General features: G+C 69.3%; 13 protein-coding genes and 1 pseudogene. 5 read left to right on the forward strand and 9 right to left on the reverse strand.

Annotation, left to right across the window (positions count from 1 at the left end; translation table 11 throughout):
* Positions 1-205: 205 nt before the first annotated feature.
* The 3 genes from FF041_RS01070 to thyX form a co-directional block, all read right to left on the reverse strand.
* A complete protein-coding gene (locus FF041_RS01070) occupies positions 206-1891 on the reverse strand; it encodes a ribonuclease J (protein WP_153480219.1) in 1686 nt (561 codons plus the stop codon).
* Between the two features lie 149 nt (positions 1892-2040).
* Complete coding sequence (dapA, locus tag FF041_RS01075; protein ID WP_153520608.1) at positions 2041-2940, reverse strand: 4-hydroxy-tetrahydrodipicolinate synthase; 900 nt, start codon at positions 2938-2940, stop codon at positions 2041-2043.
* Positions 2941-3185: 245 nt separating this feature from the next.
* Positions 3186-3926 carry an FAD-dependent thymidylate synthase gene (gene thyX / locus FF041_RS01080; protein ID WP_323390900.1) on the reverse strand — a complete coding sequence of 247 codons (741 nt, stop codon included), beginning with the start codon at positions 3924-3926 and terminating at the stop codon, positions 3186-3188.
* A gap of 217 nt (positions 3927-4143) precedes the next feature.
* Here thyX and FF041_RS38745 point away from each other — a divergent pair.
* Positions 4144-4382, forward strand: a pseudogene (locus tag FF041_RS38745) (hypothetical protein).
* A gap of 98 nt (positions 4383-4480) precedes the next feature.
* Positions 4481-5032, forward strand: coding sequence for a hypothetical protein (locus FF041_RS01090; protein WP_323390902.1), 552 nt, complete (start codon positions 4481-4483; stop codon positions 5030-5032).
* 47 nt (positions 5033-5079) lie between these two features.
* On the opposite strand, the gene FF041_RS01095 is transcribed toward FF041_RS01090, so the two are convergent.
* The 6 genes from FF041_RS01095 to eccD form a co-directional block, all read right to left on the reverse strand.
* Positions 5080-5538, reverse strand: a complete 459-nt coding sequence (locus FF041_RS01095; RefSeq protein ID WP_153520609.1) for a tetratricopeptide repeat protein — start codon at positions 5536-5538, stop codon at positions 5080-5082.
* Positions 5539-5546: 8 nt separating this feature from the next.
* Entirely contained in the window at positions 5547-6299 is a 753-nt protein-coding gene (dapB, locus tag FF041_RS01100; protein WP_153480224.1) for a 4-hydroxy-tetrahydrodipicolinate reductase, read from the reverse strand.
* Between the two features lie 20 nt (positions 6300-6319).
* The gene (locus FF041_RS01105; protein WP_323370978.1) at positions 6320-7699 is read right to left on the reverse strand and encodes a M16 family metallopeptidase; all 1380 of its coding nucleotides are present in this window, start codon (positions 7697-7699) and stop codon (positions 6320-6322) included.
* On the reverse strand, positions 7696-9927 hold the full coding sequence (locus FF041_RS01110) for a polyribonucleotide nucleotidyltransferase (RefSeq protein ID WP_323390904.1): 2232 nt from the start codon (positions 9925-9927) through the stop codon (positions 7696-7698). The genes FF041_RS01105 and FF041_RS01110 overlap by 4 nt, the downstream gene beginning before the upstream one ends.
* 426 nt (positions 9928-10353) lie before the next feature.
* Entirely contained in the window at positions 10354-10644 is a 291-nt protein-coding gene (rpsO, locus tag FF041_RS01115) for a 30S ribosomal protein S15 (protein ID WP_323370980.1), read from the reverse strand.
* A gap of 190 nt (positions 10645-10834) precedes the next feature.
* The gene (gene eccD, locus FF041_RS01120; protein ID WP_153520610.1) at positions 10835-12334 is read right to left on the reverse strand and encodes a type VII secretion integral membrane protein EccD; all 1500 of its coding nucleotides are present in this window, start codon (positions 12332-12334) and stop codon (positions 10835-10837) included.
* 547 nt (positions 12335-12881) lie between these two features.
* Between eccD and eccCa the strand changes: the two genes are divergently transcribed.
* The 3 genes from eccCa to FF041_RS01135 all read left to right on the forward strand — a co-directional run bounded on the left by eccCa (position 12882) and on the right by FF041_RS01135 (position 19845).
* On the forward strand, positions 12882-16859 hold the full coding sequence (gene eccCa / locus FF041_RS01125) for a type VII secretion protein EccCa (protein ID WP_323390906.1): 3978 nt from the start codon (positions 12882-12884) through the stop codon (positions 16857-16859).
* Between the two features lie 182 nt (positions 16860-17041).
* The gene (locus FF041_RS01130) at positions 17042-17548 is read left to right on the forward strand and encodes a hypothetical protein (protein WP_323390908.1); all 507 of its coding nucleotides are present in this window, start codon (positions 17042-17044) and stop codon (positions 17546-17548) included.
* Positions 17548-19845, forward strand: a complete 2298-nt coding sequence (locus FF041_RS01135; protein WP_153520611.1) for a DUF6571 family protein — start codon at positions 17548-17550, stop codon at positions 19843-19845. The genes FF041_RS01130 and FF041_RS01135 overlap by 1 nt, the downstream gene beginning before the upstream one ends.
* Positions 19846-19849: the final 4 nt, after the last annotated feature.

A 19849-nucleotide genomic window follows, 5' to 3' on the forward strand; every position in this document is an offset into this window, starting at 1 on the left:
TCTTTTGCCTTTCGGCAGTGCCTTTCGGCGATTCCGACTTTATCAGAAGTTCTGATTTCGGAATTCCCACCCTGTTCTCGGGTCACATGGTCCGAGCGCTCGAAAGCGACCGGGGTTCCCCGTGGGCGGAGCCGTAAACCTACTGGAGCGGAGCGCCTCGATGCAAATCGAGGCGCTCCGCTCCAGGAAGTGCGACGTCAGGCCGTCAGACCTCGACCACGACCGGAAGGATCATGGGGCGCCGGCGGTAGGTGTCGGAGACCCACTTGCCCAGGGTCCGGCGGATCAGCTGCTGGAGCTGGTGCGGCTCGGCGACGCCGTCCGACGCCGATCTGGCGATGGCCTCCTCCACCTTCGGCATCACCGCGTCGAAGGCCGAGTCCTCGATGCCGGAGCCGCGGGCGTGCACATGAGGGCCGCCGACGATCTTGCCGGTGGTGGAGTCGACCACCACGAAGACCGAGATGATGCCCTCGTCCCCGAGGATGCGCCGGTCCTTGAGGGAGGACTCGGTGACATCGCCGACCGAGAGGCCGTCGACGTACACATAGCCCGCCTGGACCTTGCCGACGATCCTGGCCTTGCCGTCCACCAGATCGACCACGACGCCGTCCTCGGCGATGACGATGTGGTCCTTCGGAACGCCTGTGAGCGCTCCCAGCTCGGCGTTGGCGCGCAGATGACGCCATTCGCCGTGCACCGGCATCAGGTTTCTCGGCTTGCAGATGTTGTAGAAGTACAGCAGCTCGCCGGCCGAGGCATGGCCCGACACATGGACCTTGGCGTTGCCCTTGTGGACCACGTTGGCGCCCCAGCGGGTGAGACCGTTGATCACCCGGTACACCGCGTTCTCGTTCCCCGGGATCAGGGAGGAGGCCAGGATCACCGTGTCGCCCTGGACGATGCGGATCTGGTGGTCGCGGTTGGCCATCCGGGACAGGGCCGCCATCGGCTCGCCCTGGGAACCCGTGCAGACGAGAACGACCTCGTGGTCCGGCAGATCGTCCAGCGTCCGGACGTCCACGACCAGCCCGGCGGGGACCCGCAGGTAGCCGAGGTCGCGGGCGATGCCCATGTTGCGGACCATCGAGCGGCCGACGAAGGCGACCCGCCGTCCGTACTCATGGGCGGCGTCGAGGATCTGCTGGATGCGGTGCACATGGCTGGCGAAGCTCGCCACGATGATCCGCTTCTGGGCGTTCGCGAAGACCGTCCGGAGCACATTGGAGATGTCGCGCTCGGGCGGGACGAACCCCGGGACCTCGGCATTGGTCGAGTCGGACAGCAGGAGGTCGATGCCCTCCTCGCTGAGCCGGGCGAAGGCATGCAGATCGGTCAGCCGGCGGTCCAGCGGAAGCTGGTCCATCTTGAAGTCGCCGGTGTGGACGACCATGCCCGCAGGGGTGCGGATGGCGACGGCCAGCGCGTCCGGGATGGAGTGGTTGACCGCGATGAACTCGCAGTCGAAGGGGCCGATCCGCTCGCGATTGCCCTCGGTGACCTCAAGGGTGTACGGACGGATGCGGTGCTCCTGGAGCTTCGCCTCGATCAGGGCGAGCGTCAGCTTGGAGCCGATCAGCGGGATGTCCGGCTTCAGCCTGAGCAGATAGGGGACGCCGCCGATGTGGTCCTCGTGACCATGGGTGAGGACGATGCCCTCGATGTCGTCGAGGCGCTCCCTGAGCGTGCTGAAATCCGGCAGGATCAGGTCGACGCCGGGCTGCTCGTCCTCGGGGAAGAGGACTCCGCAGTCGACGATCAGCAGTCGGCCGTCGTACTCGAAGACGGTCATGTTCCGGCCGATCTCGCCGAGACCGCCGAGCGGGGTGACGCGCAAGCCTCCCTTGGGGAGCTTCGGCGGGGGGCCGAGTTCTGGATGCGGATGACTCAAAAGACTCTCCTCACCACGCACGCCACGTACCGCTGAGGCACGTGGCGTCCGTGACTTTCGTGCACTTGCAGTTGTCTCTGTCCGGCCATGGGCGGCCGGTGTCTCTACTGATGTTCGGTTCTTCTGGTATTCAGTTGTGAAGTCTGTGGTCAGAGCTGTACCCCGCCGGCGGCGAGGTCGATCTTCAACTGGTCGGTCTCTTCCGGGGAGAGCTCCACGAGGGGCAGCCTGAGAGGGCCGGACGGAAGGCCCTGGAGGGCCAGCGCGGCCTTCGTGGTGATGACTCCCTGGGTGCGGAACATGCCGGTGAAGACCGGGAGCAGCCGCTGGTGGATCTCGGTGGCCTTCTGCGCGTCGCCGTTGAGGTGGGCGTCGAGCAGGGCGCGCAGCTCCGGGGTGACCACATGGCCGACCACGGAGACGAAGCCGACGGCGCCCACGGAGAGCAGCGGGAGGTTGAGCATGTCGTCGCCGGAGTACCAGGCCAGGCCGGAGCGGGCGATGGCCCAGCTGGCTCGGCCGAGGTCGCCCTTGGCGTCCTTGTTGGCGACGATCCGGGGGTGCTCGGCGAGGCGCACGATCGTTTCGGTGTCGATCGGGACGCCGCTGCGGCCGGGGATGTCGTAGAGCATCACGGGCAGCTCGGTGGCGTCGGCGATGGCCGAGAAGTGGCGGCGCAGACCTTCCTGAGGGGGCTTGTTGTAGTACGGCGTGACCGCGAGCAGGCCGTGTGCGCCGGCGTGCTCGGCGGCGCGCGCCAGCTCGATGCTGTGCCGGGTGTCATTGGTGCCGATACCGGCGACGACCTGGGCCCGGTCTCCGACTGCCTCCAGTACCGCCCGTACGAGCTGGTCTTTCTCCGCGTCGCTGGTGGTGGGCGACTCGCCGGTGGTGCCGTTGATGATCAGACCGTCGTTGCCCGCGTCCACCAGATGGGCCGCGAGGCGCTGCGCGCCGTCGATGTCGAGTGCGCCGTCCGCCGTGAAGGGCGTGACCATAGCGGTGAGGACCCGCCCGAACGGGGTCTGCGGAGTGGAGATCGGAGCCATGGGTAACACGCTACTCGTTGCTCGGCACGCTGTGCCCCTTGGAGAGCGTGACGTACGTCGTGGCATTGGGGATCCCGGCACTGCCTGCTCGGGGGTTCAGGCAGTGCCGGGTCCGTTCGATCAGCCTAGATGAACTTCATGAAATACCGCAATGTGGACACTTCGCCGCCCGCATCCGCACATCTGTGCCGTCAAGCGCCCCTGTGGGCGACAACCGCACAGGTCAGCGGGGCCCGGAGAAAGTCTCAGGGGGCGATACGGCCGTTGGCGTTGAAAGCGGCGTGGGTGAGCGGCATCAGCCGGGCCCACTCCTCTTCCATCTTCTCGCCGACCATCTCGATCTCCCGCTGCGGGAAGGAAGGCACCTTCGCCTGCTCGTGCTGGGTGCGCAAGCCGAGGAAGTGCATCAGCGAGCGCGCGTTGCAGGTGGCGTACATCGAGGAGAAGAGCCCGACGGGCAGGACCGCGCGAGCGACCTCACGGGCGATGCCCGCGGCCAGCATCTCCTGGTAGGTCTCGTACGACCGCCGGTAGGAGTCCTCCATGGCGTCGCTGACGACCTTGTGCTGCGCCGGGCTGCCGTCGACGAAGACGTACTTCCCGGGACGGCCCTCCTGGACCAGCTTGCGGTCCTGGGCGGGGAGGTAGAAGACCGGCTGGAGCTCCCTGTAGCGGCCCGACTCCTCGTTGTAGGACCAGCCCACGCGGTGCCGCATGAACTCGCGGAAGACGAAGATCGGGGCGCTGATGAAGAACGTCATCGAGTTGTGCTCGAAGGGGCTGCCGTGCCGGTCCCGCATCAGGTAGTTGATCAGACCCTTGGAGCGCTCGGGGTCCTTCTGGAGCTCCTCCAGGGACTGCTCGCCGGCCGTGGAGACGCGGGCCGCCCACAGCACATCGGTGTCCGCTGCGGTGTGCTTCACCAGTTCGACGGTGACATCACCGCGGAAGCTGGGCGTCGCGGTGTCGGCGGGGGTGTCGGTCACCGGGAGGGTCCTTCCAGGGATGGAGCTGGGCGGCGACCACTCTAGTCCACCCCGTCCGGCCTCCCGCGGCGTCACCCGCGACCGGGGACTTCAGCCGATTCGGCGAAAGGGGGCACCGATCCGGCGTTTCGAGCGTCTGTATGGGTGAGCGGTTGTACGGGAGAACCCGTCGTACGGCCGACGCCGCCCATCGCCTGGATTCGAGGAGAGTGCCCTGATGTTCCGCCGGCGGGAAGCCGTCCCCTTCTCATTCGTCGCCGAGAGCGAGAGCTTCCGCAGCAACGTCGCTCCCCCGCCGCGCGCACGGGCGACCGCCTCCCGATAACCGGCCGGACGCTGATCGGCCTGACGCTGGCAGCCGGACTGGCCGGCTCGCTGCTCCTCGGGATGCCCGCGATGGAGTCCGGGCAGCAGCCGGGCGACGTCCAGAAGTCCGAGGCGTCCGAGCGCCGCTGAGACTCGTACGGACCCCCTGGGGTGGTCGGCCGGTGATCGCCTCGGTAGCCTCACCCGTCACAGCCCCGATCGAGTGTGCTGGTGAGTGAGGATCAGTCGTGCCCCTGCCCTTTCTGACGGCCGACCGTGCATTTGACGCGACGGCGGACGACGTCGCGCTGCCTTTCGACGACCATGATCTGTGGCGGCGTCCCTACCGCCCAGGGCCCTGGCGGGTCGTCGCGGCGGCGGTGCTGTTGCTGCTCGCGTCGTTCGTGCTGATCGCGGCCACGATCATCGGCTTGGCCGGGGCGCTGTCCGGGGCGGCGGTCTGCCTGGCGCTGGGGCTGGCCGTGATCGGCGCGGCGCTGCGGCTGCTCCGGGTCGGGGTGTGGGTGAGCCGCCACGGTCTGCGCCGGGTGGGTCTCCTCACCACGTCGTCCGTGGCCTGGAGCGATGTCTCGGCCGTACGCACGGTGCAGCAGCCGGTGCGGTGGCTGGGGCTGCCGAGGACGGTGCAGGGGCAGGCGCTCGTCCTCGTACGCCGGGGCAAGAGCGAGCCGCTGCCCCTGCTGACGGATCACAACGGGGACTTTCTCTCCCGGATCGAGGCGTTCGACCGGGCGGCGGACACGGTCGAGGCCTGGTGGTCGGAGTACGGACCCGCCTGACCACGCTCCAGGAGAACGGCCCCCGCCACCCGGCGGGGGCCGTTCTCCTACTCCGCAGCCGCCGGGGTCCGGCCGTCGTGCAGGGCGATGGCCCGCTGCATGGCCTTGCGGGCCCTCGGGGTGTCCCGGGCGTCGTGGTAGGCCACGGCCAGCCGGAACCAGCAGCGCCAGTCGTCCGGTGAGTCCTCGGTCTCGGCGCGGCGGCGCTCGAAGGCCGCGTCCGCCGCGTCACGGTCGATCCGGCCGCTGGCAGTGCGGGCCAGATCGTCCACCGGCAGGCCCCCCTCGGCGTCCAGCTCGGCCGCGAGCCGGTTGGCCCGGGTGACGAACTGGGTGTTCTTCCAGAGGAACCAGACGCCGATCACGGGCAGGATCAGCACCGCGAGCCCGAAGGAGACGGTGAGCAGGGTGCCCTGCTGGATGAGCATCACACCACGGCTGCCGACCAGGACGAAGTAGACGGCCAGGACGGCTGCCGTGATGAAGTAGGTGAGTTTCGCGCGCATGGTCCGGATCAGCCCAGATCGAGGAAGTGTTCCAGGCCGAGCGTGAGGCCGGGGGTGTTCACGACGCGGCGGACGCCCAGCAGGATGCCCGGCATGAAGCTGCTGTGGTGGAGCGAGTCATGCCGGATGGTGAGCGTCTCGCCCTCGCCGCCGAGCAGCACCTCCTGGTGGGCCAGCAGCCCCCGGAGCCGTACGGAGTGCACCGGGACGCCGTCCACGTCGGCGCCGCGCGCGCCCTCCAGAGCGGAGGCCGTCGCATCGGGCTGCGGGGCGCAGCCCGCCTCGGCGCGGGCGGCGGCGATCAGCTGGGCGGTGCGGGTCGCGGTGCCGCTGGGGGCGTCGGCCTTGTTCGGGTGGTGCAGCTCGACGATCTCGGCGGATTCGAAGTAGCGGGCGGCCCGCTGGGCGAAGACCATGGTGAGCACCGCGCCGATGGAGAAGTTCGGCGCGATGAGCACCCCGGTCTTCGGGGAGGCCGTGAGCAAGCCGGTGAGCCGGGTGAGGCGGTCATCGGTCCAGCCGGTGGTGCCGACGACGGCGTGGATGCCGTGGCGTACGCAGTAGTCGAGGTTGTCCATCACCGAGTCGGGGGTGGTCAGCTCGACCACGACCTCGGTTCCGGCCTCGGCCAGCGCCTCCAGCCGGTCGCCGCGGCCGAGGGCCGCGACCAGTTCCATGTCGTCGGCGGCTTCCACGGCTCGTACCGCTTCCGAGCCGATACGGCCCCGGGCGCCGATGACCGCCACACGCAGCTTGCTCATCAGTTCTTTTCCTTAGGGGATTAGGAGACCGACTCGTGCAGTCGGTCGGCCTGGCGGTCCTTGAGGGGGCCGATGACCGCGAGTGAGGGGCGCTGGCCGAGGATCTCGCCCGCGACCGCGCGTACCTCGTCGGGGGTGACGGCGGCTATCCGGGCGAGCATGTCGTCCACGGACATCTGCGCTCCCCAGCAGAGCTCGCTCTTGCCGATGCGGTTCATCAGCGCGCCGGTGTCCTCCAGGCCGAGCACGGTGGAGCCGGAGAGCTGGCCGATGGCGCGGCCGATCTCGTCGTCGTCGAGTCCTTCGGCGGCGACCCGGTCCAGTTCGTCACGGCAGATCTTGAGAACGTCGTGGACCTGGCTGGGGCGGCAGCCCGCGTAGACGCCGAAGAGTCCGCAGTCGGCGAAGCCCGAGGTGTACGAGTAGACGCTGTAGGCGAGGCCGCGCTTCTCCCGTACCTCCTGGAAGAGCCGGGAGGACATGCCGCCGCCGAGTGCGGTGTTCAGCACCCCGAGCGCCCAGCGGCGGTCGTCGGTGCGGGCGAGGCCGGGCATGCCGAGGACGACATGGGCCTGCTCGGTCCGGCGGCCCAGGAGCTCGACGCGGCCCGCGGTGCGCAGGGCGCGCTGTCCGTCGCGGGGTGCGAGCGGGACGGCGTCGGTACGGGTGAGGGCGCCGGCCCGTTCGAAGGCGCGGCGGACCTGGCGTACGACCGTGGCGTGGTCGACGTTGCCCGCGGCGGCGACGACCAGCCGGGTCGGGTCGTAGTGCTTCTGGTAGAAGCGGCGGACCCGTTCGGCGGTGAGCGCGTTGACGGTGTCCACGGTGCCGAGGACCGGGCGGCCGAGGGGCGAGTCGCCGAACATGGTGTGCGCGAAGAGATCGTGCACACAGTCGCCGGGGTCGTCCTCGGTCATGGCGATCTCTTCGAGGATCACCCCGCGCTCGGCGTCGACGTCCTCCTGGAGGATCAGCGAGCCGGTGAGCATGTCGCAGACCACATCGATGGCGAGCGGCAGATCGGTGTCGAGGACCCGTGCGTAGTAGCAGGTGTACTCCTTCGCCGTGAAGGCGTTCATCTCACCGCCGACCGCGTCGATGGCGGAGGAGATGTCCAGGGCGGAGCGGCGCTCGGTGCCCTTGAAGAGGAGGTGCTCCAGATAGTGCGTGGCGCCGTTGAGGGACGGCGTCTCGTCACGTGAGCCGACATGGGCCCAGATGCCGAAGGTGGCGGAGCGTACGGAGGGAAGGGTCTCGGTGACGATCCGCAGACCGCCGGGGAGGGTGGTGCGGCGGACGGTGCCGATGCCGTTCTCACCCTGGAGAAGTGTTTGGGTACGGGCGACGGCCCGCGCCTTCGAAGAGGTGCGGGCCGTCGCTCGGGAACTACGCGACGTCACTTGTCGGTGTCGTCCTTCGTGTCGTCGGAGCCGTTGTCGGAACCGGACTCGCCCTCGATCACGGGGATCAGGGAGAGCTTGCCGCGGGAGTCGATCTCGGCGATCTCGACCTGGACCTTGGAGCCGACGCCGAGGACGTCCTCGACGTTCTCCACGCGCTTGCCGCCGGCGAGCTTGCGGATCTGCGAGATGTGCAGCAGGCCGTCCTTGCCCGGGAGCAGGGAGACGAACGCGCCGAAGGTCGTGGTCTTGACGACCGTGCCCAGGTAGCGCTCGCCGACCTCGGGCATCGTCGGGTTGGCGATGCTGTTGATCGTGGCGCGGGCGGCCTCGGCGGCCGGGCCGTCGGCGGCGCCGATGTAGATGGTGCCGTCGTCCTCGATCGTGATCTCGGCGCCGGTGTCCTCCTGGATCTGGTTGATCATCTTGCCCTTGGGGCCGATGACCTCGCCGATCTTGTCCACGGGGATCTTGACGGTGATGATCCGCGGGGCGTTGGGGGACATCTCGTCCGGGGTGTCGATCGCTTCCATCATCACGTCGAGGATGTGGAGGCGGGCGTCACGGGCCTGCTTGAGGGCCGCGGCCAGGACGGAGGCCGGGATGCCGTCCAGCTTGGTGTCGAGCTGGAGGGCGGTGACGAACTCCTTGGTGCCGGCGACCTTGAAGTCCATGTCGCCGAAGGCGTCCTCCGCACCGAGGATGTCGGTGAGGGCGACGTAGTGCGTCTTGCCGTCGATCTCCTGGGAGATCAGGCCCATGGCGATGCCGGCGACGGGGGCCTTGAGCGGCACACCGGCGTTCAGCAGCGACATGGTGGAGGCGCAGACCGAGCCCATGGAGGTGGAGCCGTTGGAGCCCAGCGCCTCGGAGACCTGGCGGATCGCGTAGGGGAACTCCTCGCGCGTCGGCAGCACCGGCGCGATGGCGCGCTCGGCGAGGGCGCCGTGGCCGATCTCGCGGCGCTTGGGGGAGCCGACGCGGCCCGTCTCGCCGACGGAGTACGGCGGGAAGTTGTAGTTGTGCATGTAGCGCTTGCGGGTCACCGGGGAGAGGGTGTCCAGCTGCTGCTCCATGCGGAGCATGTTGAGGGTGGTGACGCCCAGGATCTGGGTCTCGCCACGCTCGAACAGCGCGGAGCCGTGGACCCGCGGGATCGCCTCGACCTCGGCGGCGAGCGTACGGATGTCCGTGACGCCACGGCCGTCGATGCGGACCTTGTCCTTGATGACGCGCTCGCGCACCAGGTTCTTGGTCAGCGAGCGGTAGGCGGCGGAGATCTCCTTCTCGCGGCCCTCGAAGGCCGGGAGCAGCTTCTCGGCGGCCAGCTCCTTGACCCGGTCCAGCTCGGTCTCGCGGTCCTGCTTGCCCGCGATGGTGAGCGCCTGGGCCAGCTCGCCCTTGACGGCGGCGGTCAGGGCGTCGTACACGTCGTCCTGGTAGTCCAGGAAGACCGGGAACTCGCCCTCGGGCTTGGCGGCCTTGGCGGCGAGGTCCGACTGGGCCTTGCAGAGCACCTTGATGAAGGGCTTCGCGGCTTCCAGACCGGCGGCGACGATCTCCTCGGTCGGCGCCTCGGCACCGTCCTTGACCAGCTGGATGGTCTTCTCGGTGGCCTCGGCCTCGACCATCATGATCGCGACGTCGCCGTCTTCGAGGACCCGGCCGGCGACGACCATGTCGAAGACGGCGTCCTCCAGCTCGGTGTGGGTCGGGAAGGCGACCCACTGGCCACGGATCAGGGCGACACGGGTGCCGCCGATCGGGCCGGAGAAGGGCAGGCCGGCGAGCTGCGTGGAGCAGGAGGCGGCGTTGATGGCGACCACGTCGTAGAGGTGGTCGGGGTTGAGCGCCATGATCGTCTCAACGATCTGGATCTCGTTGCGCAGGCCCTTCTTGAAGGAGGGGCGCAGCGGGCGGTCGATCAGGCGGCAGGTGAGGATCGCGTCCTCGGAGGGGCGGCCCTCCCGGCGGAAGAAGGAGCCGGGGATCTTGCCGGCCGCGTACATCCGCTCCTCGACGTCCACCGTGAGGGGGAAGAAGTCGAGCTGGTCCTTGGGCTTCTTGGAGGCGGTGGTGGCCGACAGCACCATGGTGTCGTCGTCCAGGTACGCCACGGCGGAGCCGGCGGCCTGCTTGGCCAGGCGGCCCGTCTCGAAGCGGATGGTGCGGGTGCCGAAGGTGCCGTTGTCGATGACGGCCTCGGCGTAGTGGGTCTCGTTCTCCACTAGCGTTTTCTCCGTTACTTTGCGTCTTTGTCGTCCCTGCGCCCGTGTGGCGGGGGACGGGTGGAGAAGCTCTCGTATTCGGCCGGTCTTCGATCGAAGCACCCGGGGTTCCTGTGGTCTCCGGGAGCCACTACCGAGGACCGGCGGCGGCGAGTCGGCTTCTCGCGTTCAGTGGTGCGTTGTCGCGTCGTGCGGGTCGTTCCGTGGCGCGTGGGGCGTTGCGCCTCGTACGACCAGACTAAATGCCGTCCGGTACGTCGCGCACGTACAGCGAGTCAGCATGTACAGCTTGTACGGTGCGGCCGCGCTGTGCGGCCCACCGGCGCGTACCGCCGGTAAAGCGAACGCGTGCCGCGGGTAAACCGTCGGTAAAGCAAAGGGGAGCGGCCCCCTGTTTCAGCGGGAACCGCTCCCCTCCACGGCGTCTTACTTGGCGCCGCCGGCCGCACCGCGGCGGATGCCGAGGCGGTCGACCAGCGTACGGAAGCGCTGGATGTCCTTCTTGGCCAGGTACTGCAGCAGGCGGCGGCGCTGGCCGACCAGGATCAGCAGACCACGGCGGGAGTGGTGGTCGTGCTTGTGGGTCTTGAGGTGCTCGGTCAGGTCCGAGATGCGGCGGGAGAGCATCGCGACCTGGACCTCAGGAGAGCCGGTGTCGCCTTCCTTGGTGCCGAAGTCGGCCATGATCTGCTTCTTGGTAGCGGCGTCGAGAGACACTCGGTACTCCTCAGGGTGTTCGATGCGCCCACGAGTGCCCCTGGTCTTGGCCTCAGGGGAGCTTCCGTGACTCGGGAGCGAAGGTCCGATGAGCGCTGTCCCCAGAAAGTCCGGGAACGCGTACACAAACGGCCATCGCCCAGGATAGCAGTCCGGGGGGACCGCTCCTCGCCCCCAGCTGGGGGCGAGGCTAGGAGGTGGTGGCCCGGATGGCGTGGTAGACGTCGAAGACCGCGAGGGACAGCGGGATCAGGGTGAGCAGGACGCAGGTCTCGGCTATCTCCAGGAAGCGGCCCCAGAAGGGGGTGACGCCCGCGCGGGGGACGATCAGCCCGATGGCGGTGATCAGCGCGGCCACCGCGGCGACCGCGGCGGCGAGCCAGATCGTACGGAGGTCGAGGCCCGAGCTGTCGCCGCGCAGGGCGTCGCGCACCAGGACCGGCGGCGGGTTGAGGCAGAGCCCGAGACCGAGCAGCACCAGGGCTCCGAGGCCGGCCGCGAGCGCACAGCCGACCTGCGCGGTGTAGCGGAAGAGGTGGGCCCGCATCAGCATGGCGATCCCGGTGGCGAGGGCGAGCAGCTGGGCCCAGACGCCGTCGGAGAATCCGAGCACCGCGGCGGAGCCCACGGCGACCAGGGCGCAGCCGCCGACCAGGCCGACGAGGAGTTCATGGCCCCGGCGGGCCTGGGCGGCGATGCGCTCGGCGTCGACGGGGCCCTGCGGCTCGTCCTCCGCGCCGTAGTCGCCCATGGCGGTGCGGGGCGGGTCGAAGCCGATGGGGAGGCGGGCGAAGCGGGTGGAGAGTCCGGGCAGGAAGGCGAGGGCGCCCACGGCGAGGGGGGCGCAGAGCGCGGCGGTCTCGGCGGGCGTGAGGCGGTAGACGATCGCGAGGAAGGACGCCAGCACACCGATGGCGGCGGCGAGGACGAAGGCGACGAAGGGGCCGTCGCCGCCGGGGGCGGCGATGGTGAGGATGACCGCGGCGATCAGTACGGCGGCGCAGGCCAGCAGGGCGTGGAGCCGGCCCGCGCCCTGGCCGGCCGCGGGGGGCAGCAGGCCGGATCCGGCGACGGCGGCGTTGGCCAGGGCGCCGATGCCGAGGGCGACGGCCGAGGCCCGGTCGTCGTAGACCCGGGCGCGGACGCAGGCGAGGGCGAGCAGCAGGACGCCGGCGACCGCGGCGAGGATGCCCTGGAGGCCGTGGGCGTCATGGCCGGGTGCGGAGGACCAGAGCACGAAGGCGAGCAGCAGGAGCAGCGCCGAGCCGCCGAAGAGCCCGGCGCCGCGCATGAGGGCGTCGCTCCACAGGGTGCGGTCGCGGGCGACGGCGTTGGCGACGGCGTCGGTCACGTCGTCGAAGACGGCGGGCGGGAGGGAGTCGGCGAAGGGGCGCAGGGAGAGGAGCTCGCCGTCGAGGATGCGCTGGGCGCCGAGGGAGCGTGCGCCGTCGAGGACGGTGCCGTCGCGGCGTACCAGGTGGTAGCCGACGGGGGCGCCGGGTTCGGGGCTCTGGCCGGAGAGGCGCAGGATCTCCGGGTAGAGGTCGGCGACGGCGATGTCCTCGGGCAGTGCCACGTCGACGCGGCCGTCGGGGGCGACGACGGTCACCCGGCAGAAGCCGGTTCCGCTGCTGGACGGGGTCGCCTGTCCGGGGTGACCGGGTCCGGTGGCCGCCCTCTGGGCCGTCATACTCACCTGCTGCGTCCCCTCGTGATCTCTGCGTTCTCTGCGATCTCTGTGATCTTCATGCGTGGTGGGTTCGGTTCGTCGTCGTGGGCCGTGGCGTGGGCCGTGTTGTGGGCCCTGTTCCGGGCCCTGTTCCGGGCCCTGTTGTGCCACGTCGTGGGCCGTCCGCGCCGCCGGGTGCGCGCTGTGGTGCTCGCACTTCGGCGTTCAAGCTGTGGTGCTCGCGCTGTGGTGCTCGGGCTTTGGCGTTCAAGCTGTGGTGCTCGGGCTTCGGTGCTCACGCCGCCGTGATTCGCCGTTCGCCGAAGGGGCTCCGCGATCGTGACCGCGTCGGCCGCCGAACCGGTCCGGGGCTCACCGCAGGCCCGTGGCCGTGCTCCGGACGACCCCTATCTCTCACGGTGGTTCACGGGGTGTGCCAACACATCGCGCCACCCTACCGCCCACCTCTTCGCACCGCCGCAAGTAGGATCCGTCCCCGCGGACGGAGCCCGTCGCCACGGGGGCGCCGATAGGAACATTTCCGTCCGGCAACGGAATTGGTGAGCTTGTGAGTCAGATCGTCGTCAAGCGCCCACCACGGGCCCTGCCTTCCGAAGTGCCCAGCGAGCACATACAGCTGCAACCCCCTCCCGAGCTGCCGCGAGGCCAGCAGGAGGGCGCGCTGATGCAGCTGCTGCCGATGCTGGGCATGGGCGGTTCGGTCGTCTTCTTCTTCATCACGCCGAATCCGATCATGCGGATCATGGGCATGATCATGATCGCGTCGACGATCGCCATGGCCATCGCGATGCTGGTGCGCTACCGCCGGGGCACCCAGGGAGAGCTCGCCGATCTGCGCCGCGACTATCTGAAGTATCTGACCCAGACCCGCCGCGGGATACTGCGGACCGCGAAGCTCCAGCGCGACGCCCAGTACTATCTGCACCCCTCGCCCGAGCAGTTGTGGGCGCTGGTGGCGGAGGGCAGCCGGGTCTGGGAGCGCCGGATCGGCGACGCGGACTTCGGGCAGGTCCGTATCGGCCTGGGCAGTCAGCAGCTCGCCACCCCGCTCATAGCGCCGGACACCGCGCCGCTGGACGAGCTGGAGCCGCTGACGGCGGGCGCGATGCGCCAGTTCCTGACGGCGCACAGCACCCTGGACGGCCTGCCCATGGCCGTATCGCTGCGGGCTTTCTACCATCTGACGGTCAGTGGCGACGCGGAGTCGGCGCGCTCCACCGCGCGGACCATGCTCGGCTCGCTGGTCTCCCTGCACTCCCCCGAGGATCTGGTCATCGCGATCGCGGCGGGGCGGGAGGCCGCGCCGCACTGGGAGTGGGCGAAGTGGCTGCCGCATGTCCAGGCCCCGGGCTCCGGCGACGGCGCGGGCAGCCGCCGTCTGATCACCACCGACGCCCATGAGCTGGAGGAGCTGCTCGCGGCGCGGCTCGACGGCCGGCCCCGGTTCCAGGGCGACGGCCATCCGCTGCTCGATCAGCCGCATGTGGTCGTGGTGCTCGACGGGCAGTCGGTACCCCAGGTCTCCGCGCTCGCGGCGGCGGAGGGACTCCAGGGGGTCACCGTCGTCGAGGTCGTCCCGGGCGATGTCACCGGGGCGCGCGGCGGTCTGTCCATCACGGTCACCCCGGAGGCGCTGCGGCTGGAGTCCGGGCACGGGCTGGTGTACGACGGGCTCCCCGACCGGCTGAGCCTTCAGGCGGCCGAGGCGCTCGCCCGTCAGCTCGCCCCGCTGCGGGTGGGCGCCGGCGGGGACGACGACCAGCCGCTGCTGGCCAATCTCGACTTCACCGATCTGCTGAATCTGGGCGACGCCGCCTCGGTCGACGTCAGCCGCACCTGGCGTCCGAGGTCGCAGTCGGAACGGCTGCGGGTGCCCATCGGCGTCGGCGAGGACGGCACGCCGGTGATGCTGGATCTCAAGGAGGCCGCGCAGGAGGGCATGGGGCCGCATGGGCTCTGTGTCGGCGCGACCGGCTCCGGCAAGTCGGAGCTGCTCCGGACGCTGGTGCTGGGGCTCGCCGTCACCCACTCGTCGGAGACGCTGAATTTCGTCCTCGCGGACTTCAAGGGCGGCGCCACCTTCGCCGGGATGTCCCAGATGCCGCATGTGGCGGCGGTGATCACCAACCTCGCGGACGATCTGACGCTGGTGGACCGGATGGGCGACTCCATCCGGGGTGAGCTGAACCGGCGGCAGGAGATGCTCCGCGACGCGGGCAACTACGCCAATATCCACGACTACGAGAAGGCCCGCGCGGCGGGCGCGCCGCTCCAGCCCATACCCTCGCTGGTGCTGGTCATCGACGAGTTCAGCGAGCTGCTGACCGCGATGCCCGATTTCATCGAGATGTTCGTGCAGATCGGGCGGATCGGCCGGTCGCTCGGGGTGCATCTGCTGCTGGCCTCGCAGCGGCTGGAGGAGGGCCGGCTCCGCGGTCTGGAGACCTATCTCTCGTACCGGATCGGTCTGCGCACCTTCTCCGCCGCCGAGTCGCGGGCCGCGCTGGGGGTGCCGGACGCCTACTCGCTGCCGAATGTGCCCGGTTCGGGGTATCTGAAGTTCGGCACGGATGAAATGGTGCGGTTCAAGGCGGCGTATGTCTCGGGGGTCTACCGGGACGGCGCGCACCGCGCCGCGGCCTCCGGGGGGCCGCTGCCGGTGGACCGCAGGCCGGTGCGGTTCACGGCGGCGCCGGTGCCGGTGCGGTACGCGGAGCCGGTGGCCGGACCTCCGGCGCCCCGGGCGCGGCCCGCCGAGGACGACGCCCTCGCCGATTCCGTGCTCGATGTGATCGTGCGGCGGCTGGAGGGCCGGGGCGCGGAGGCCCACCGGGTGTGGCTGCCGCCGCTGGACAATCCGCCGCCGCTGGACGAACTGCTGCCGGGGCTGGTGCCGGTGCCGGGCCGCGGGCTGACCCAGCCCGGGTACGAGGGGGCCGGCCGGCTGGTCGTACCGCTGGGCGTGGTCGATAAGCCGTTCGAGCAGCGGCGGGACACCCTGTTCCGGGACTTCTCGGGAGCCGCGGGCCATATGCAGATCGTCGGCGGCCCGCAGTCGGGCAAGTCGACCCTGCTCCGCACCCTGGTCGCGGGTTTCGCGCTGACGCACACCCCGCAGGAGGTGCAGTTCTACGGACTCGACTTCGGCGGCGGCGGGCTGTCGGCGATCGCCGGTCTGCCGCATGTCGGCGGCATCGCGTCCCGGCTGGACCCCGAGCGGGTACGGCGCACGGTCGCCGAGGTGTACGGGATCCTGTCGCGCCGCGAGGAGTACTTCCGCGGCGCGGGCATCGACTCGATCGCCACCTTCCGCAGGATGCGGGCGCGGGGTGAGATCTCGACGGCGGAGCAGCCGTGGGGCGATGTGTTCCTGCTCATCGACGGCTGGGGGAACTTCAGGTCGGATTACGAGGGGCTGGAGCCGGCCGTGCTGGAGATCGCGACGCGCGGTCTGGGCTACGGCATCCATCTGGTGCTCACGGCCTCCCGCTCGCTGGAGGTCCGCGCCAATCTCAAGGACCATCTGATGAACCGGCTGGAGCTGCGGCTCGGTGACACGATGGACTCGGAGCTGGACCGCAAGGCGGCCGTCAATGTGCCGACGGGGGTGCCGGGGCGCGGTCTGACCCCGGAGAAGCTGCACTTCATGGCGGCTGTCCCGAGGATCGACGGCATCAGCTCCAGCAGCGATCTGTCGGAGGCGACGACGGCGATGAACCAGGAGGCTGCCCGGCACTGGACGGCTCCCGGCGCGCCGCCGGTACGGCTGCTGCCGCGCGAGCTGCCGGCGGCGAGCCTTCCGCCGGGCCGGGCGGAGCCGGGGCGCGGAGTCGCCTTCGCCATCGACGAGAACAATCTGGCGCCGGTCTTCGTCGACTTCGAGCGGGATCCGTTCTTCCTGGTCTTCGGCGAGAGCGAGTCCGGTAAGTCGAATACGCTGCGGCTGCTGATCAAGCAGCTGTGCGAGCGGTACGACGGCGACTCCTGCAAGTTCTTCGTGATCGACAACCGGCGGGCGCTGCTGGACGTCACTCCAGCGTCCCATCTGGCGGAGTACGTTCCCATGTCCAACAACATGGAGCACCATGTGGACGCGCTCGCGGATCTGATGCGGCGGCGTACCCCTTCGGCGGATGTGACCGCCCAGCAGCTGCGGGAGCGCAGCTGGTGGCGGGGGCCTTCGGTCTTCGTGGTCGTGGACGACTACGACCTGGTCTCCACATCGAGCGGCAATCCGCTGGCGAAGCTCACCGAGCTGCTGCCGTTCGCGCGCGATGTGGGCGTCCGCTTCATCATCGCCCGCAGTTCGGCGGGGGCGAGCCGGGCGTCGTACGAGGCGTTCATGCAGCGGATGATGGAGCTGGGCGCGCAGGGGGTGCTGCTCTCCGGCGATCCACAGGAGGGCGATGTGCTCGGCGGGGTGCGGATGCGGCCGATGCCCGCGGGGCGGGGTGTCTTCGTCTCCCGGCAGCGCGGAAATCCGTTGGTGCAGACGGGGCTTATGCCGCCGGACGAACAGATGTGATGGTGACGGGGAGTCCTTGTGGGGCTCCCCGTCGTCGGGCGCGTCGGCGGTCCCGGGCGGGCCGGACGGCGCTTGCGAGTGATCGCCGCAGATCAATAGGTTGGACGTTCGATGGATTGGCCGGAAACAGCGCTACGGAATGGCGCTGTCCGGGGTCGTGCACGGGGGAAGGGACGCAGACGGTGGCGTGGGACGAGTGGGAGCAGCTGAAGGCGTCGGCGGCCGAGCAGAGCGCGGCGCGTATGCGGCTGAACGGGCTGCCGCCCGAGGACACGGGCGGAGGCGTCGGACAGGGCGATCTCCAGGTCAGCCAGGCCGATCTGGCGGCGATCGGCGACCACGCCTTCACGCTCTACAACCGGCTGTGGAACGAAGCGCGGATCGCGGTTCCCACGAGCGACAAGGCCGCCGGTGATCTCTCCCGGCAGGGGTTCGCGCTGGGCGGAGCCCTTCAGCATGTCTCCAACCGCTGGGACAAGCAGCTCAATTCACTCATGGACGCCTGTGCGCATATCTCGAACCGTATGGACTTCAGCCGTAAGACGCACCGGGACGACGACGACTGGATTCAGCGCAATATGAGCAGCATCGACACCCTGGACAAGGGCTTCGACGAATCGTATGCGCCGGCGGGCCAGCAGAATCCGGTGTACGGCGAGAAGACCGCGAAGGGCAAGGGTGACAACTGATGGATCTGGAGGCGCTGCGCTTCGCGAACTTCGCGCTGCTCGATGACGCCATCGCCGACTGGTCGACGATGGCGGCCAATCTGGAGGACCTGGAGAAGGGGGCCGGCGACGGTCTGCGCGGCCGGGCGAACAAAGCGAACTGGGCCGGTGTGAACGCCACCGTGTCCCGTGAGTTCATCGGCAGGACGGCGGGCGAGTTCGCCGACGCGCGGACGCAGGCGACCTCCATACGGAACATCCTCAGGGACACCCGTGACGAGCTGAAGGACTGGCACCGCAAGCTCAACGAGGCGATCGAGCGCGGGGCGAAGAAGAACCTCACCGTCGTGCCGACCGGTGGGGGCGGCTTCACCGTCAGCATGAACATCCATCCCGACCGGGCCGCCAAGGGGACCTCCGTCCCCGATCACACCCCGGAGGACGTCACCGCGCTGCGGGACGAGATCCAGGGCATTCTCGACAAGGCCACGGAGAGCGACACCTCGGCCGCGGCGGTTCTGAAGGCGCTGGCCGACCAGAACGACCACGGGTTCTCGGGGGCGGAGTACGCCGACCGGGACGCCGGAGCGAACGCGCTGAAGGAAGCGGAGAAGCTGGCCGCGCTGGCGAAGAAGAAGCCGGAGGACCTCCGGGCCGAGGACATCGCCGCGCTCAACGCCGGGCTGAAGAAGTACTCGGACGACGAGCTGTTCGCGGAGCGCTTCGCCGCCACGCTGGGCGCGAAGGGGACGCTGGAGTTCTGGGCCGGGGTGAACGATCCGCACCAGGCCTATGAGCTGCGCGGCCAGCGCGATCAGCTCGGCGAGCTTCAGAAGAATCTGAGTCTGACGCTGGCGACCGCGACACAGAGCGACACCCAGTCGATGGCGGGCTGGAAGCGGGATATGACCGCCCTGGGCAGCGAGACGGTGTTCAAACACAGCGGCACCATGGGTTTCCAGGTGATGAGCAATCTGATGCGCTGGGGGAACTTCGACGACCAGTTCCTCAGAAGCTACGGCACGGAGCTGATCAAGGCCGAGAAGGAGCTGACCAGCAACGGCCGGGCGGGCGGCATGCTCTGGAACGATGTCCCGATCAACCCCGATCTGAACCACACGGGCACCGATCGCGGCTCGGATCCCCTGGTCGGTTTCCTGAAGGCGCTGTCGAACAGCCCCGACGCGGCCACGGACTTCTTCGGCGACACCTTCGTCACCAAGGACGAGGACCACGACTTCAAGCGGGAGGACGCGAAGGGCAAGGAGGTGAAGGCCGACCTCACCAACTTCGACTACCTCTTCGAGGAGCGGGAGTGGCCCCGGACGGTGGACGAGAAGAACGATGACACCAGTACGGGCAGGAACTATCTGGGGCTCGCCCTGGAGGCGGCCACCACCGGGCACCCGGCGGGCGAACTGCCGACCGTCGACACCCCCCCGCACAACGCGGAGCAGGCGAAGCTCATGGAGCGGCTGGTCGCCTCGATCTCGGACGATCCGGAGCGGCTGACGAAGCACGGGGTACTGGGGGACAGCATCGGACAGATCACCTCGGAGTATCTGCCAGACATCAACCGTGCCGCGTCCAACGACAAGCTCGGCAATACGGACCGGCTCTTCCCGATCGCGGGGACTGCCGCGGAACTGAACCACAAGGACGTCACCCGCCTTCTGGTCTCCGTGGGGCAGAGCCCCGACGGATTCGCTGCCGTCGAGGTGGGTCAGAAGGCCTATATGGCGAACCTGATGGACTACCACCTCAACCCGGACCTTCCGGAGGACCGGCGATATCCGCATCCTCCTCAGGACATTGTCCAGGATGTCGCGCGGAAGTCCGCCGAGATCGGCGGGGCGCTGGCGGTCGGTCGCCAGGAGGCCATCACAGGTCCGGCCGCACAGGAGGCCAAGGATTTCCAGGATTCCGTCGCCCAACAGAAGAATGCCTGGTCGGGAGCTATCGGAACCGGTATCGGCGTTGGAGTGAGCTTTATTGCCACCCCGGTCGGCGGCGCGGTGGCCGCCGGGGCCGCAGGCACGGTCAGCGGCCTGGTGCTTGAGCATCTCTTCCAGCAATCGGAGACGGATGTTCTCCAGGAAGCCGGCAAGCAGTCGGCCGATCTGTGGTCCGCGAGCAGGGACAGCAACCTGATCTTGGCCCAGGAGGCAGCGACTCTCGCGGCCAAGGGGCATGGGGCGGACTATGCGCACCAGGCGGCGGACTGGGCCCGGCGCGGTACCGAGGACGGCTTCTCGGACGCGTCGGACAACGCCCAGCGAATGTCTGATGATCTGACCACGGAAATCCAGCCTTCATGACAAG

The organism is Streptomyces jumonjinensis (assembly GCF_009600885.1).
Lineage (GTDB): Bacteria > Actinomycetota > Actinomycetes > Streptomycetales > Streptomycetaceae > Streptomyces > Streptomyces jumonjinensis.

Excerpts from the sequence above, each read along its gene's own strand:
- dapA (WP_153520608.1), bottom strand. The coding sequence starts at position 2,940 with ATGGCTCCGATCTCCACTCCGCAGACCCCGTTCGGGCGGGTCCTCACC.
- FF041_RS01095 (WP_153520609.1), bottom strand. The coding sequence starts at position 5,538 with ATGCGCGCGAAACTCACCTACTTCATCACGGCAGCCGTCCTGGCCGTC.
- dapB (WP_153480224.1), bottom strand. The coding sequence starts at position 6,299 with ATGAGCAAGCTGCGTGTGGCGGTCATCGGCGCCCGGGGCCGTATCGGC.
- FF041_RS01135 (WP_153520611.1), top strand. The coding sequence starts at position 17,548 with ATGGATCTGGAGGCGCTGCGCTTCGCGAACTTCGCGCTGCTCGATGAC.
- eccD (WP_153520610.1), bottom strand. The coding sequence starts at position 12,334 with ATGACGGCCCAGAGGGCGGCCACCGGACCCGGTCACCCCGGACAGGCG.